The sequence below is a fragment of the Lentzea sp. NPDC058436 genome (genome assembly GCF_042721515.1).
Taxonomy (GTDB): Bacteria; Actinomycetota; Actinomycetes; order Mycobacteriales; family Pseudonocardiaceae; genus Lentzea.
Map to the genome: position 1 here is coordinate 916,674 of NZ_JBHXLF010000002.1, position 14,618 is coordinate 931,291.

The 14,618-nt window shown below is 69.9% G+C and carries 14 protein-coding genes; 9 read left to right on the forward strand and 5 right to left on the reverse strand.

The window, feature by feature from the left end:
* Window positions 1-106 precede the first annotated feature (106 nt).
* Genes ACFWN2_RS11540 through ACFWN2_RS11570 form a run of 7 tightly spaced genes read left to right on the forward strand, consistent with a single transcriptional unit; the run spans window position 107 to window position 7,554 of the window.
* Window positions 107-2,008 (forward strand): acyl-CoA dehydrogenase family protein, encoded by a 1,902-nt coding sequence (locus tag ACFWN2_RS11540; protein ID WP_382426779.1) that lies wholly within the window; start codon window positions 107-109, stop codon window positions 2,006-2,008.
* Window positions 2,009-2,971, forward strand: a complete 963-nt coding sequence (locus ACFWN2_RS11545; RefSeq protein WP_382426780.1) for an acyl-CoA dehydrogenase family protein — start codon at window positions 2,009-2,011, stop codon at window positions 2,969-2,971. It begins immediately after the preceding gene.
* Entirely contained in the window at window positions 2,961-4,088 is a 1,128-nt protein-coding gene (locus ACFWN2_RS11550) for an acyl-CoA dehydrogenase family protein (RefSeq protein WP_382426781.1), read from the forward strand. The genes ACFWN2_RS11545 and ACFWN2_RS11550 overlap by 11 nt, the downstream gene beginning before the upstream one ends.
* Window positions 4,088-5,074 (forward strand): bifunctional MaoC family dehydratase N-terminal/OB-fold nucleic acid binding domain-containing protein, encoded by a 987-nt coding sequence (locus ACFWN2_RS11555; protein WP_382427441.1) that lies wholly within the window; start codon window positions 4,088-4,090, stop codon window positions 5,072-5,074. Before ACFWN2_RS11550 ends, ACFWN2_RS11555 begins: the two co-directional genes overlap by 1 nt.
* On the forward strand, window positions 5,061-5,444 hold the full coding sequence (locus ACFWN2_RS11560; RefSeq protein WP_382426782.1) for a MaoC family dehydratase: 384 nt from the start codon (window positions 5,061-5,063) through the stop codon (window positions 5,442-5,444). Before ACFWN2_RS11555 ends, ACFWN2_RS11560 begins: the two co-directional genes overlap by 14 nt.
* Window positions 5,441-6,601 carry a lipid-transfer protein gene (locus ACFWN2_RS11565; protein WP_382426784.1) on the forward strand — a complete coding sequence of 387 codons (1,161 nt, stop codon included), beginning with the start codon at window positions 5,441-5,443 and terminating at the stop codon, window positions 6,599-6,601. Before ACFWN2_RS11560 ends, ACFWN2_RS11565 begins: the two co-directional genes overlap by 4 nt.
* The gene (locus ACFWN2_RS11570; protein WP_382426786.1) at window positions 6,598-7,554 is read left to right on the forward strand and encodes a hypothetical protein; all 957 of its coding nucleotides are present in this window, start codon (window positions 6,598-6,600) and stop codon (window positions 7,552-7,554) included. Before ACFWN2_RS11565 ends, ACFWN2_RS11570 begins: the two co-directional genes overlap by 4 nt.
* On the opposite strand, the gene ACFWN2_RS11575 is transcribed toward ACFWN2_RS11570, so the two are convergent.
* Genes ACFWN2_RS11575 through ACFWN2_RS11595 form a run of 5 tightly spaced genes read right to left on the reverse strand, consistent with a single transcriptional unit; the run spans window position 7,541 to window position 12,274 of the window.
* Window positions 7,541-8,368 carry a MaoC/PaaZ C-terminal domain-containing protein gene (locus tag ACFWN2_RS11575; RefSeq protein WP_382426788.1) on the reverse strand — a complete coding sequence of 276 codons (828 nt, stop codon included), beginning with the start codon at window positions 8,366-8,368 and terminating at the stop codon, window positions 7,541-7,543. The genes ACFWN2_RS11570 and ACFWN2_RS11575 overlap by 14 nt on opposite strands.
* Before the next feature lie 10 nt (window positions 8,369-8,378).
* Complete coding sequence (locus ACFWN2_RS11580) at window positions 8,379-9,341, reverse strand: 2Fe-2S iron-sulfur cluster-binding protein (RefSeq protein ID WP_382426789.1); 963 nt, start codon at window positions 9,339-9,341, stop codon at window positions 8,379-8,381.
* Entirely contained in the window at window positions 9,334-9,573 is a 240-nt protein-coding gene (locus ACFWN2_RS11585; RefSeq protein ID WP_382426791.1) for a hypothetical protein, read from the reverse strand. Before ACFWN2_RS11585 ends, ACFWN2_RS11580 begins: the two co-directional genes overlap by 8 nt.
* Window positions 9,570-10,706: a Rieske 2Fe-2S domain-containing protein gene (locus ACFWN2_RS11590; protein ID WP_382426792.1), complete on the reverse strand. Its 1,137-nt coding sequence runs from the start codon at window positions 10,704-10,706 to the stop codon at window positions 9,570-9,572. Before ACFWN2_RS11590 ends, ACFWN2_RS11585 begins: the two co-directional genes overlap by 4 nt.
* Complete coding sequence (locus ACFWN2_RS11595) at window positions 10,703-12,274, reverse strand: FAD-dependent oxidoreductase (protein WP_382426794.1); 1,572 nt, start codon at window positions 12,272-12,274, stop codon at window positions 10,703-10,705. The genes ACFWN2_RS11590 and ACFWN2_RS11595 overlap by 4 nt, the downstream gene beginning before the upstream one ends.
* Before the next feature lie 115 nt (window positions 12,275-12,389).
* Here ACFWN2_RS11595 and ACFWN2_RS11600 point away from each other — a divergent pair, with 115 nt between their 5' ends.
* Together ACFWN2_RS11600 and ACFWN2_RS11605 are read left to right on the forward strand one after the other, a co-directional pair.
* Window positions 12,390-13,847 carry an FAD-binding protein gene (locus tag ACFWN2_RS11600; protein WP_382426795.1) on the forward strand — a complete coding sequence of 486 codons (1,458 nt, stop codon included), beginning with the start codon at window positions 12,390-12,392 and terminating at the stop codon, window positions 13,845-13,847.
* Entirely contained in the window at window positions 13,841-14,611 is a 771-nt protein-coding gene (locus tag ACFWN2_RS11605) for a 2-keto-4-pentenoate hydratase (RefSeq protein ID WP_382426797.1), read from the forward strand. Before ACFWN2_RS11600 ends, ACFWN2_RS11605 begins: the two co-directional genes overlap by 7 nt.
* Window positions 14,612-14,618: the final 7 nt, after the last annotated feature.

Sequence of the window (14,618 nt, forward strand, 5' to 3'; positions counted from 1 at the left end):
GTGTTGCAGCTGCCTCCTCATCATACTCGATCGGTTTCCCGGCCATGATCTGTTGTCAGAAATAGAACACGTTCTATAAACTTCTTCATGTACTGGAGGAGGCCGCATGCCGATCGCCACGACCGGGGAACAACGAGCGCTCCGCGACAGCGTGGACGCTGCCAAAACCGAGTGGTCTGATCTCGTCCGGGTCGGGTTCTTCGAGGTGACGCGGGAGGGCGGCACGGTCGCCGATCTCGCGGTGATGCTGGAGCGGGCGGCGGAGAACCTGGTGCCGGGGCCGTTGCTGCCCACGGCGCTGGTGTCGGTGCTGCGGCCCGATTTCGAGGGGGTCGCCGGGTTCGGGTTCTCGTCTCAGCTGGTGGTCGGTGCCGCCGAAGCGACGCACCTGTTGCTCAGAACGGACAGCTGGATGCTCGTGCCGGCGGACCAGGTCTCGGTGACGCCGCTCGAAGCCGTGGACCACTCGCGTTCGCTCGGTTCGGTCGTGGTCGACGCGCCGGGGGAGGCCGTGGCGGACCCGACGGACCTCGCCGTGACGCTGATGGCCGCTGAGGCGAGCGGGGTGGCGGCCTGGTGCCTGAACACCGCTGTGGAGTACGCGAAACAGCGTCAGCAGTTCGGGCGTGTCATCGGGTCGTTCCAGGCCGTGAAGCACCTCTGCGTGGAGATGCTGTGCCGCGCGGAGCAGGCGTCGTCGGTCGCCTGGGACGCGGCTCGTTCCGTTGGTGAGGACGAACATCCGCTGGCCGCCGCGGTGGCGGGCGCCGTCGCGTTCGACGCGGCGGTCCGCAACGCCAAGGACTGCATCCAGGTGCTGGGCGGAATCGGGTTCACCTGGGAGCACGACGCGCATCGCTACCTGCGGCGGGCGTTGGCGCTGCAGCAGCTCGCGGGCGGTGTGGCCTTCTGGCGCCGCCGGGTGGCGGAGTTGGCGCTGGCCGGTGAACGGCGTTCGCTGTCCGTCCGGGTCGAGTCCGATCCGGACGTGCGGGCGTTCGCGGAGGAGATCGCCGCGCTCGACCCCTCCGGGCAGCGGGAAAGGCTGGCGGACAGCGGGTTCCTGGTGCCGCACTGGCCCAGGCCGTACGGGCAGGACGCCGATCCCGCCCGGCAGATGGTGATCGACAGCGAGTTCGCCCGCGCCGGGGTGCGCAGGCCGGACCTGATCATCGGCGGCTGGGCGGGACCGACGATCCTGCGCCACGGCACCCCCGAGCAGCAGGAACGGTTCGTGCGGCCGACGTTGAGCGGCGAGCTGACCTGGTGCCAGCTGTTCAGCGAACCGGAGGCCGGGTCGGACCTGGCGTCGTTGCGCACCAAGGCCGTGCGCGCCGACGGCGGCTGGAGGCTCACCGGGCAGAAGGTGTGGACGTCGCTCGCGCACCAGGCCGACTGGGCGATCTGCCTGGCCCGCACGGACTCCGGCGTCCCGAAGCACAAGGGCATCACGTACTTCCTGGTCGACATGCGGTCTCCTGGCGTGGACGTGCGGCCGTTGCGGGAGATCACCGGCGACGCGCGGTTCAACGAGGTGTTCCTCGACGACGTGTTCGTGCCGGACGACTGCGTGGTCGGCGCGGTGAACGACGGCTGGCGCCTCGCCCGCACGACGCTGGCCAACGAGCGCGTCGCGATGGGGTCGGCGCTGGGCGAGCCCCTGGAGCAGGTCCTGAAGTCCCCGGCCGCTCACGACCACGCCGAACGGCTGGGTGCGTTGGTGGCGCAGGGACTCGCGGTGTCGGTGCTGGACCTGCGGGCGAGCCTGCGGGTGCTGAGCGGGCAGGAACCGGGCGCGGAGTCGAGCGTGCGCAAGCTCGTCGGGGTGCGGCAGCGGCAGGACGTCGCGGAGTTCGCGGTCGACCTGCTCGGGCCGTCCGGTGCTGTGGACGGCGGCGAGATGTACGAGTTCCTGCTGTCGAGGTGCTTGAGCATCGCCGGCGGGACCACGCAAGTGTTGATGAACCTGGCAGGCGAGCGGATTCTCGGCTTACCGAGGGAGCCCTAGATGGATTTCCAGCTCGACGAGACCCAGCAGGAGATCGCGCGGTTGGCGGCCGACGTGCTGGGCAGGGAGAGCGACGCCCCCTGGAAGGCGTTGGGGGAGGCGGGACTGCTGGCACTGGTCGTTCCGGAACGGCTCGGCGGTGACGGGCTCGGCGTGCTGGAGACGGCCGTCCTGCTGACCGAGGTCGGGCGACGGGCGGTCGACGTTCCTGCGCTGGCCACGCTCGCCTTGGGAGTGCTGCCGATCGTGCGGTACGGGACCGTCGAGCAGCAGGACGCCCTGCTGCCGTTGGTGTCCGAGCAGCACGGTGTGCTGACAGCGGCGTTGAGCGAGCCGTCGCGCCCGTTGCCCGCCGTGCCGGAGACGACAGCGGGACCGGACGGCATCTTCGGCGAGAAGATCAACGTGCCGTACGCCGCCGAGGCACAGCGGATCCTGGTGAGCACGAGCGGTGGGGTGTTCGTCGTCGACCCGGCGCAACCGGGAGTGTCCATTTCGGACGGGACAGTCCGGCTGGAGGGGGCGCGCGGAGACCTGCTCGAAGGTGCCGAAACGGGGATCCGGCGGTTCGCCTTGGCGGGTGCGTGCGCCGTGGCGGACGGCGTCCTGGCCGGAGCCCTCGACCTCACCGTGAAGCACGTCGGCACCCGCCACCAGTTCGGCAAGCCCCTGGCCACGTTCCAGAGCGCCGCCGCACTGGTCGCGGACGTCTACATCGCCTCCCGGACGCTGCACCTGGCCGCGCTGACCGCCGCCTGGAGCCTCGACGACACCGACCTCGACACCGCCGCGTACTGGCTCGCGGCGGAAGCCCTGCCGGCCGTGCACACCTGCCACCACCTGCACGGCGGTCTCGGGCTCGACATCACCTACCCGATGCACCGCTACTACGGGCTGGCCAAGGAGCTGACGCGGTTCGTCGGCGGAGTGGAGCACCGCTTGGGGGCCATCGATGTTCATTGACCTCACCACCGAGCAGCGGACACTGCGCGACGAGCTGCGCGAGTACTTCGCGACCGTCATGACGTCCGCCGAACGCGAGGCCATGCTGACCGAACGGCACGGCGAGACCTACCGCGAGCTGGTCCGCAGGCTGGGCCGCGACGGCAGGCTCGGCGTCGGCTGGCCCAAGGAGTACGGCGGCCTGGGTTTCGGGCCGGTCGAGCAGCAGATCTTCGTGAACGAGGCCGCCCGCGCCGACGTCCCGCTGCCGTACGTGACGCTGCAGACCGTCGGCCCGACGCTGCAGTCGTACGGAACGCAGGAGCAGAAGGACTTCTTCCTGCCCCGCATCCTCAGCGGCGACCTGCACTTCGCCATCGGCTACACCGAACCCGACGCGGGCACGGACCTGGCGGCGTTGCGCACCAAGGCGGTTCGGGACGACGACGGCTACGTGGTCAACGGGCAGAAGACGTTCACGACGGGCGGCCACGACGCGGACTACGTGTGGCTGGCCTGCCGCACCGGGGCGCCGGACTCGCGGCACAAGGGCATCACGATCCTCATCGTCGACACCACCGACCCCGGCTACTCGTGGACGCCGATCATCACCTGCGACGGCGCCCACCACGTGAACGCCACCTACTACAACGACGTCCGCGTGCCCGAGTCCCGCCGCGTGGGCGACGAGAACAAGGGCTGGCGGCTCATCACCACCCAGCTCAACCACGAACGCGTGATGCTCGGCCCGTCCGGCCGCCTCGGTGCCCTGGTCGAACGCGTCCACAGCTGGGCCGCGGAACGACAACTGCTGGACGAGCCGGACGTGAAGCGTGCGCTGGCCGAGGCACGCGCGGTCCACCGCGTGAACGAACTGCTCAACTGGCAGGTCGCCGGCGGCGAGCTGGAGGTCGCGGACGCCAGTGCCACCAAGGTGTTCGCCGCCGACCGCACCCAGCGCATCGGCCGGTTGATGGAGGAGCTCGTCGGACGGCACGGCGCTCCGGCGGAACTGGTGCACTGGCTGGACGTGCAGGCGCGGCGCAACCTCGTGCTGACCTTCGGCGGTGGCGTGCAGGAGATCCAACGCGAGCTGATCGCGAACATCGGGCTGGGCCTACCGCGGGTGGTGCGATGATCGACGTCGAGAAGGAAGCAGCCCGCATAGCCGAACAGGGCGAGTGCGCGCCACGACTGGCCCGCGACCCGGTCAACCAGCCGATGATCAACAACTGGCTGGAGGCCATCGGCGACGAGCACCCCGGCTACGACGGCGTCGCGCCGCCCGCGATGGTGCAGGTGTGGACGATGGCCGGGCTGCGCGGTCAGCGCACGCTGGACGACCCGCTCGGCCAGATGATGACCATCCTGGACGAGGCCGGGTACACGTCGGTGGTCGCGACCAACAGCGACCAGACCTACCACCGGTACCTGAAGGTCGGCGAGCACCTGTCGGTGACGACGAGCCTGGAGGACGTGACCGGGCCGAAGCGGACCGGGCTGGGGGAGGGGTGGTTCGTCACGACCCGCAGCACGTGGTGGGTCGGGGACGAGGCCGTGGCGGAGATGCGGTTCAGGGTGCTGAAGTTCAAGCCCGCGCACGCACCCGCCGCCGCGCAGCACGCCGCTGCTCAACCCATCGCCCAGCCCGCGACCGCGCAGCCCACGACCGCCCAGCCCGACGGCCGACCCACCGCCGCGCAACCCACTGCTGCGCAACCCACGTTCCCCCAAGCCGCCGCCATTCGCCCCTCCGTCAACCGCGACACCGAGTACTTCTGGGAGGGCACCCGGCAGCACGAGCTCCGCATCCAGCGCTGCGGCGGCTGCGGCCTCCTGCGCCACCCACCAGGCCCGATGTGCCCGGAGTGCGGTGCCACCAAACCGAAGTACCTCGTCTCGGACGGCCACGGCGTGATCTACAGCTACGTCGTGCACCACCACCCGCAGGTGCCCGGCAAGCAGACCCCGTTCGTCATCGCTCTCATCGAACTCGACGAGGGCGTGCGGATGCTGGGCGAGTTCGACGGCGAACCCGCCATCGGCCAACGGGTCGAGGTCGTGTTCACCGAGATCGACGACGAGCTGACGATGCCGAGCTGGAGGCCCCGTGCGGATCGGTGATTCCCTGCCCGAGTGGCACGTCGAGGCCACCCCGACGTTCGTGATCAGCACCGCGCTGGCCACCCGCGACTTCCAGGACGTCCACCACGACCGCGACCTGGCGGTCCAGCGCGGTTCGAAGGACATCTTCATCAACATCCTCACCACGACCGGCCTGGTGCAGCGCTACGTCACGGAGTGGGCGGGCCCGGAGGCGTTGGTGCGCCAGGTGAACATCCGGCTCGGCGCGCCCTGCTTCGCCTACGACACGTTGAAGTTCTTCGGGCAGGTCGTCGAACGCGAGCAGCGGGACCTGACCATCGAGGTCGTCGGCCGGACCGCGCACGGTGACCACGTCACCGGAACCGTGAAGATCGAGGTGCCCGCGTGAACGCCGCGATCGTCGGGATCGGTGCGACCGATTTCTCGAAGGACTCCGGGCGCAGTGAACTGCAGCTCGCCGCCGAGGCCGTCAGGGCGGCGCTGGAGGACGCGGGCCTGGAACCGTCCGATGTGGACGGACTGGTCAGCTTCACCATGGACACCAACGCCGAGATCGCCGTCGCGCGCGAGCTGGGCATACCGGAGCTGACGTTCTTCAGCCGCGTGCACTACGGCGGCGGGGCGGCGTGCGCGACCGTCCAGCAGGCCGCGATGGCCGTGGAGACCGGGGCGGCGAAGGTCGTGGTCTGCTACCGGGCGTTCAACGAACGGTCCGGGCACCGGTTCGGGCAGGTCCAGACGGCGGCCGCGGCCAACATCGACAACAGCTGGTCGTACCCGATGGGCCTGGGCACGCCGGCCGCGATGGTCGCCATGTTCGCCCGGCGGTACATGCACGAGTACGGCGCCACCAGCGAGGACTTCGGCCGCATCGCCGTGATCGACCGCAAGCACGCCGCCACGAACCCCAACGCGTGGTTCCACGGCCGACCGATCACCCTGGACGACCACCAGGCGTCGAAGTGGATCGCCGAACCGCTCCGGCTGCTCGACTGCTGCCAGGAGAGCGACGGCGGAGTCGCCCTCGTCGTCACCTCGGCCGAACGCGCGAAAGACCTCCCCACCAAACCCGCCCACGTGAAAGCCGCCACCCAGGGCAGCAGCGTCGACCAGTTCACGATGACCAGCTACTACCGCGACGACCTCACCAGGTTGCCCGAGATGGGTGTCGTGGCGAGGGGGTTGTGGGAGAAGTCGGGCATCGGTCCGTCCGATGTGGACGTGGCCGTGCTGTACGACCACTTCACCCCGTTCGTCCTGGTCCAACTTGAGGAACTGGGCTTCTGCGGCAGGGGAGAGGCCAAGGACTTCATCAGGACGGGCGCCCTCGAACTGGACGGCGCACTCCCGCTCAACCCCCACGGCGGCCAGTTGGGCGAGGCCTACCTGCACGGCATGAACGGCATCGCCGAAGGCGTGCGCCAGATCCGCGGCACCGCGGTGAACCAGGTCGCCGGTGCAGACCACGTCCTGGTCACCGCCGGTACCGGCGTCCCGACCAGCGGGCTGATCCTCGGACAGGAGGCCTGGACTGGCCGACCATGACCGCCTTGCACGTGAGCAACGGTGACAGCACCGACGTGCCGGGCACCGGACTCGCGCAGCACGTCCTGTACTGGCGTGACTCGCTGCACGAAGGCCCGGTGCCCGCGGTGGGGCCCGAGGAACTGCGCGGGATCAGGGCGCGGTTTCTGGCCGAGAGCGGCGTCGACGACCGCGCGGAGGGCCCGGCGATGTTCGCCGAGCGGGACCGGGTCCTGGCAGCGGCCAGGGACGGCGAGTACGTGCTGTGGTTCGAAGCGGACCTGTACGACCAGCTGCAGATCATCCAGATCCTCGACCGGTTGGCCGGTCTGGGTGTCGAGGCGGCACGCATCATGCTGATCTGCATCGGCGAGTACCCCGGCATCGCCCGGTTCGGCGGTCTCGGTGAGCTGACGGCGGACCAGCTGCGCGAGCTGCCAGCGACGAAGGCGTGCGCGGTGCTGACCTCGGACGCGCTGGAGCTGGCAGTGGACGCGTGGGCGGCCTTCCGGGCGCCCGTTCCCGCCCGTCTCCGGGAGATCGCCGCGCGTCGCAGCGGCGAGCTGCGGTTCCTCGGCGAGGCGTTCGACCGGCTCGGCCGCGAGTACCCGTCCACTCGCGACGGTCTGTCGCTCACCGAACGCCGCGTGCTGGCCGCCGTCGCGAGCGGGGCCACCGACGCGGGCACCGCGTTCGTCCGCGCGGCGGCCAGGGAGACGCGCCCCTACCTCGGTGACACGTGGTGCTACCTGATGATGGAACGGCTGGCGCACGCGCCGGTCCCGGTGCTCACCGCGTCGGACGGAAGGATCACCCATCGCACCCGGCTGAGCCTGACCGACGCCGGCACACAGGTGCTCGCAGGCAGGAAGGAGCACGTCGGCGTCGACAGGTGGATCGGCGGCGTCCACCTGCGCGGGAGTGAGCCGGGCTGGCGCTGGGACGAAGGCGCCGAAGTCGTCACACCGTGGTGAGCACCGCGTCCGCGAGCACGGGACGGTCGCCGGCGGAGGTCGTCAGCACCAGCTGCGAGCCGTCCCGCCACACCCGCGTGGTCAGCGTCTCGCCGGGGAACACCACCCCAGCGAACTTCGCCCCGAACGACGACACCTGCTCCGGCCCGTCCAGCACCGCGTCGATCACCGCCTTGCACACCACCCCGTACGTGCACAGCCCGTGCAGGATCGGCGCGTCGAACCCGGCCCGCACCGCGAACTCCGGATCGGCGTGCAGCGGATTGCGGTCACCGCACAACCGGTACAAATAGGCCTGCTGCGGCAAAGTCGCGGTCTCGATCATGAAGTCCGGTTCACGCGCGGGCACCTCGACCTTGCCGGACGGCCCGCGATCACCGCCGAACCCGCCCTCACCACGGGCGAAGATGCTCGACCGGGTGGTGTACAGCGCATTCCCGTCCGCACTGAAAGCCGTCGCCTCCTGCACGATCACCGCGGCCTTGCCCTTGTCCCACACGTCCGCGATCCGCGTCCGCAGCACCGCCTCACCCGAGGCGGGTAGGGGAGCGTGCACGGTGATCTCCTGCGTGCCGTGCAGCACCCGCGCCAGATCGATGTCGACGCCGGGGAACGACACGACGGGCGCGGCGGTCTCGTGGAACCGCGGCGCCACCACGCCGAACGTCGGCAGCACCCGCAGGCCCTGCTCGTAGACGTACCGGAGCTCCGTCGCTCCCAGCGCGAGGTGGTAGAGCAGCACGTCGGACTCGGTCCAGGAGAACTTGACCTCGGGAAGCTCCGCCCCGACCGCGACGGAAGGATCGATCGGCATCAAGCGCCCCTCACTCGTAGGTGATCTTCACGGTGTCCGTGACCGGAACCGACTGGCACGCCAGCACGATGCCCTCGGCGATGTCCTCGGAGTCGAGCACGTCGTTGTTGAGCATCTTGACCTCGCCCTCGACCAGCCGGCACGCGCACGCGCTGCACGCGCCCTCCCGGCACGAGTAGGGCGCGTCGAGTCCCTTCTCCAGCAACAGGTCCAGCAGCTTCGTCCGCGCGGGCCACGGAAACCGGTGCTGCTCACCGTCCAGCGACACCTCGACGACGGCGTCCGGCCGGTCGTCGACGACCGGCTCCTCCGAGCTGAACGGATCGCTGGACAGCGACACGAACTTCTCGATGTGCACCACGGGCACGTCGTGCAGCGCCTTGCGCGCGGCCTCCATGAACGGCGCGGGCCCGCACACGAAAGCCTCGTCGCAGGGCCGGACGAACGCCCGCAGGCCGTGCGGCAACCCCTGCACCGACTCCAGCCAGTGCACGACGGTCAGCCGCTCCGGATGCGTCCTGGCCAGTTCGGAGAGCTCGGCGGCGAAGATCACCGACGACTCGTCCCGGTTGGCGTAGAACAGGAACACCTTCCCGGAGCCGCCGGACAGCACGGCCCTGATGATCGACATGACCGGCGTGATCCCGCTGCCCGCGGCGAAGGCGAGCAGCGACCCGTCCAGCGACGAGGGCGTGAACACCCCGGCCGGGGCTAGCACGTCCAGCTCCATCCCCGCCTGGACCTCGGAACACATCCACAGCGACCCGTACCCGTCCGGCGTGCGCTTCACCGTGATCTTCAACGGCTCGCCCGGCGCGCTGGACAGGGAGTAGCAGCGCGCCACCTGGCCCGCCCGCACGGTCAGGAACTGGCCCGGTCGCGGTGAGAAGTTCGCGCCCGACAGCACGAACGAACGCGCGTCGGCGGTCTCCTCGATCACGGCGTCGACCCGGAGCCGGTGCACCTCAGCCATCGGCGACCTCCAGCGTTCCCTCGCGCACGGCCTTCTCGATGCTGTCGCGCAACCGCAGGCACGTCGGCACCAATGCGGCCCGCGCACCGCACAGCTCCGGGCAGTTCCGGGTGTCGGAGAGCCACTGCACGCTGGTGTGCTGCGGGCTGTTCTTCTTGACCAGCACCCGGTTCCCGCAGTCGCAGCCCACGGGAACCATGCCACCGGCCAGGAACTCGTCCCGCTCGCTCACGTCGCCTGCTCCTGCGGTTGCTGCTTGGCGAGGTTCTCGGCGACCTCCTTCTCCCAGACCTCGACGGCCCGGCTGGTGTCGACCTCGAACTCGAAGCGCCGGGTCATGTCGTCGGACACGTCCTCTACATCGACGTAGAACTGCTCGTACCAGCGGCGGAGCTGGTAGACCGGCCCGTCCTCCTCGCACAGCAACGGGTTGTCGATGCGGGACTTGTTCTGCCAGATCTCCACGTCCTGCAGGAACCCGACGCCGATGCCGCGCGCGAACTTCGCCGCGATCTTGTCCGCGTGCTCGTCGTCCACACCCGGCAGCTTCTTGACGATCGCACCCCACTGGAGCTTGAACGACGTCGGCGAGATCGGGTAGTGGCAGTTGATCAGGACGGTCTCGATCTCCAGGCCCTTGTAGTCGTTCCACAGGTAGTCGATCATGTACGACGGCCCGTAGTACGCCGCCTCCGAACGCACCTCGACGTCACCCGTGTAGTTCGAGCCCATCGCCACGTCCGGACGGCCGCGCGTCGTCAGGTACTGCGAGGCGACGTGGCCCTCCATCACGTTCTTGAAGTAGGTCGGGAACGCGAAGTGGATGTAGAAGAAGTGGGCCATGTCGACGACGTTGTCGATGATCTCGCGGCAGTTCGCGTTGTCGATCACGACCGAGTCCCAGGTCCAGTTGCTCCACTCGGTGCTGAACGCCGACTCGATGCGCGGGATCGTGACGTGCTCGGGCGGCGGGTTGCCCTGCGGGTCGTTCCACACGAAGAGCTGTTTGTTCTCTTCGAGCGTGATCCACGACCGGGTGCGCGCCCGCAGCGGAACCCGCTTGGCATAAGGGATGTCGACGCACTTGCCGTTGCCCGCCCAGCGCCAGTCGTGGAACGGGCAGGCGATGGTGTCGCCCTTGATCGTGCCCTGGGTGAGGTCGCCGCCCATGTGCCGGCAGTACCCGTCGAGCACGTTGATCTTGCCGTCGGCGGAGGCGAACACGACGAGCTTCGTGCCGAACGCCTCCACCGCGTGGGGTTTGCCGTCGCGGAAGTGGCTCGCGAGGCCGAGGCAGTGCCAGCCGCGCGCGAACCGGGCCGGCGGCGCGCCCGCGTCGATCGTCCGCACACCGTCCTGCGTCATCGGTTTCCTCCAGAGATGTCGAGGCCGGCGAGGTATCCGAACGTCATCGCCGGTCCGAGGGTGGCGCCCGCGCCCGCGTAGGTGTGGCCCATGACGGACGCGCTGGTGTTGCCCGCCGCGTAAAGGCCTTCGATCACCGAACCGTCGTCGCGCAGCACGCGCGCGGCGGCGTCGGTGCGCAGACCGCCCTTGGTGCCGAGGTCGCCGGGCACGATCCTGACCGCGTAGAACGGGCCGGTGGTCAGCGGTGCCAGGTTCGGGTTCGGCTTGGTGCGCGGATCGCCGTAGTAGCGGTCGTACGCGCTGTCGCCGCGGTGGAAGTCGGCGTCCTTGCCTTCGACGGTCAGCGTGTTGAACCGTTGCACGGTGTCCACGAGCTCGGGGAGGTCGACCTCCTGGGCGAGCTCCTCCAGGCTGGGCGCGGTGCGGACGGAGTCCTTCCAGCGCCGGGGGAGCGGGCGGCGGGGAGGGATGCCGCAGAACGGGTAGCGGCTGCGGTAGGAGTGGTCGAACACGAGCCAGGTGTCCCCGGTCATCGCGTTGACCACGTCGATGTAGGGCGCCGCCTCGTTCACGAACCGCCGTCCTGCCTTGTCGACCAGGACGCAACCGGGCAGAGACCGTTCCGCGAGCAGGAAGAACGGGCCGCGCGGCAGCGGGACGGACGGGCCCCACCAGGCGTCGTCCATCAACCCCACGGCCGCACCGGCACGTTGGCCTGCCTCGATGCCGTCGCCGGTGTTGGCCTTGGCGCCGACCGTCCACTCCGTACCGATGTTCTGGTGCTGCTTGCGCATCTGCTCGTTGTTCTCGAAGCCACCGGACGCGAGCACGACGTGCTTGGCCAGGACGAGCTTCTCGCCGACCAGAACTCCGGCGACGCGGCCGTTCTCGTAGTGCAGGTCCGTCATCGCGGTGTTGAGCCTGACCTCGACGTTCAGCGCCTTCAGGCCGGCACGCAGTCCGGCCGTCAGCGCCTGGCCCATGGTCAGGCGTCGGCCCGGCAGGAACCGGCGGGCGAACACCTTGGCGGCGGTGACGATGCCGCGCGGGTGACGTCCGATCAGCGTCAGCCACTTGTAGTCGGTCTGGGTGATCACGATGCCCGCGGGCGTCGGCACGTACGGCGGTTCGAGGTCCTTGATCTCCTCGCCGAGCAGCTTCGTGTTGAACGGCAACGGCTCGACCGACCGGCCGCGCGGCTGTCCGCCGGGCGCCTCCGGGTAGTAGTCGCTGTAGTCGCGGACCCAGCGGAACCTCAGCGGCGTGTGCTCGCGGACGAACGCCAGCATGGCCGGTCCCGCGTCCAGGAACGCCTGCCGCAGTTCGGCCGGGACCTCGGGAGCGATGTGCGCCAGGTAGGTGCTCGCCCGCTCCGGTGAGTCGGTGACGCCGTTGGCGGCGACCACCGCGTTGTTCGGCACCCAGATGCCGCCACCCGACCGCGCGGTGGACCCGCCGTAGTGCCCCGCCTTCTCGATGATCAAGGTCCGCAGGCCGTGTCGAGCGGTGCAGAGCGCGGCTGTCATGCCCGCCGCGCCACTGCCGACGACGATCACGTCGTACATCGCACCTCCCCGGAAGCTCAGACTAGAACAGGTTATAGTTCTGAGGCGGTTTGGCGCTATGGTGTAGGAGTTCCAGGCAAGTCGACTCACCAAGAACCTGTTTCTGGAGGGTTGCGTGGAGGTCACCGCTGACGTGGTCGTCGTCGGCTTCGGCGCGGCCGGCGCGTGCGCCGCCGTCGAGGCCGCGGCGTCCGGTGCGTCGGTGGTGGTGCTGGACCGGTTCGGTGGTGGCGGCGCGACCGCGTTGTCCGGCGGCGTCGTCTACGCGGGCGGCGGGACGCGGCAGCAGGTCGAGGCCGGTGTGACCGACTCCGTGGACGCGATGGTCGCGTATCTGCGGCACGAGGTCCGCGACGCCGTGTCGCCGGAGACCCTGCGGCGGTTCTGCGAGGACAGCGCGACGATGCTGGCCTGGCTGGAGGACCAGGGCGTCCCGTTCGACGCGCGGGTGTCGCCGTTCAAGACCTCCTACCCGACCGACGACTACTACCTCTACCTGTCCGGCAGCGAGGACGCGTGGCCAGACCCTGCGCCGCGCGGGCACCGGACCAGGGCGAAGGGCACGTCCGGCAGGGAGTTCTTCACCCGCCTGGCCGAGGCGACCCGGCGCGCGGGCGTGCGGATCATGCCGCAGACCCGCGCCGTGGAGCTGGTCCAGGAGAACGGGCGGGTGACGGGCGTGCGGTGCCGGACCCTCACCGGTCTTCCCCGCGCGCTGCACAGTGCGTTGTCCAAGGTGGGCGCCAAGCCGTGGCTGTACTACCCGCCGCTGGGCAGGAGGCTGTTCGGGCTGGCCGCACAGCTCGAACGGTTCAGCCGGCCGCTGGTGATCACCGCCGGGCAGGGCGTGGTCATCGCGGCCGGCGGCTTCATCGCCGATCGGGCGTTGGTGCACGAACACGCTCCGGCCCACCGCGGCGGACTCGCGCTCGGCACGCCCGGTGACGACGGTGGCGGGATCCGGCTCGGCGTCGCCGCGGGTGGGAAGACCGCGCGGATGGACAAGATCTCCGTGTGGCGGTTCGTCACGCCCCCCAGCGCGTTGCAGCGCGGAGTCCTGGTCGACTCGGCCGGGCAGCGGTTCGGTGACGCCACCCTGTACGGCGCGGCCAACGGGAGCGAGATCGTCGCGCGCGGAGGCAAGGCCTGGCTGCTGGTCGACGACGAGATCCTCCAGGTCGCGCGAGCCCAGGTCCGCACCCAGACCGCGCCGTTCCAGCGCTGGCAGGTCCGCTACCTGCTCGGACGCGGCCTCGTCACCGCGCAGACGATCGAGGAAGTGGCTCAGAAGGCCGGAATCGGTGTGCCCGAGGCGTTCGGGACGCCGCCCTATTCGTTGATCAACGTGTCGGTGCGCGCGGGGTTCGGCTACCCGTGCCCGATGCTCACGCTCGGCGGCCTCGTCGTGGACGAGGACACCGGCCAGGTGCAGGGGGTTCCGGGTCTGTACGCGGCGGGCCGGTCGGCGGTCGGCGTGTGCTCGGAGTCCTACGTCAGCGGACTCGCGCTCGCCGACTGCGTCTTCTCGGGCCGTCGCGCCGGAGCCCACGTCGTGAAGGAGGCCAGGTGCTGACGACGCAGAACAGGGAAGCGGCCGCCGCGCTGCTGCGCACAGCGGAACACGACCGCGTGCCGATCAAACCGCTGGTGGAGCTGTATCCCGAGATCGACGTGGTCGACGCGTACGAGATCCAGCTGCTCAACATCCGGCACCGCAACCGTGACGTCATCGGCCACAAGGTCGGCCTGTCGTCGCTGGCGATGCAGCAGATGATGGGCGTCGACGAACCCGACTACGGCCACCTGCTCGACGACATGCAGCTGTCCGGAACCGCGGACGCGTCGGCGTACCTGTACCCGAGGGTCGAGGTCGAGATCGCGTTCCTGCTGGCCCGCGACCTGCCCGGTGAGGGGTGCACGGTCGAGGACGTGCTGGAGGCGACCGAGTTCGTCGCGCCGGCCATCGAGCTGATCGACAGCCGGATCGAGAACTGGCGGATCGGCCTGCAGGACACCATCGCGGACAACGCGTCGTCGGCCGGGTTCATGCTGGGCTCCGAACGCGTGCGTCCGTCCGAACTGGACATCGGTGCGGTCGCGGCCACCCTGCGGCGCAACGGCGAAGTGGTCGCCGAGGGCCGTGGTGACGCCGTGCTGGGCGATCCGGCGATCGCCGTGGCGTGGCTGGCGTCCAAGGTCGCGAGCTTCGGCGTCCGGCTGCTGGCGGGCGACATCGTGCTGCCCGGTTCGTGCACGCGCGCCATCGACGCGAGGCCTGGTGACGAGTTCCACGCCGAGTTCGCCGGACTCGGCTCCGTTGACCTGAAGTTCGAATAGGGGTGAC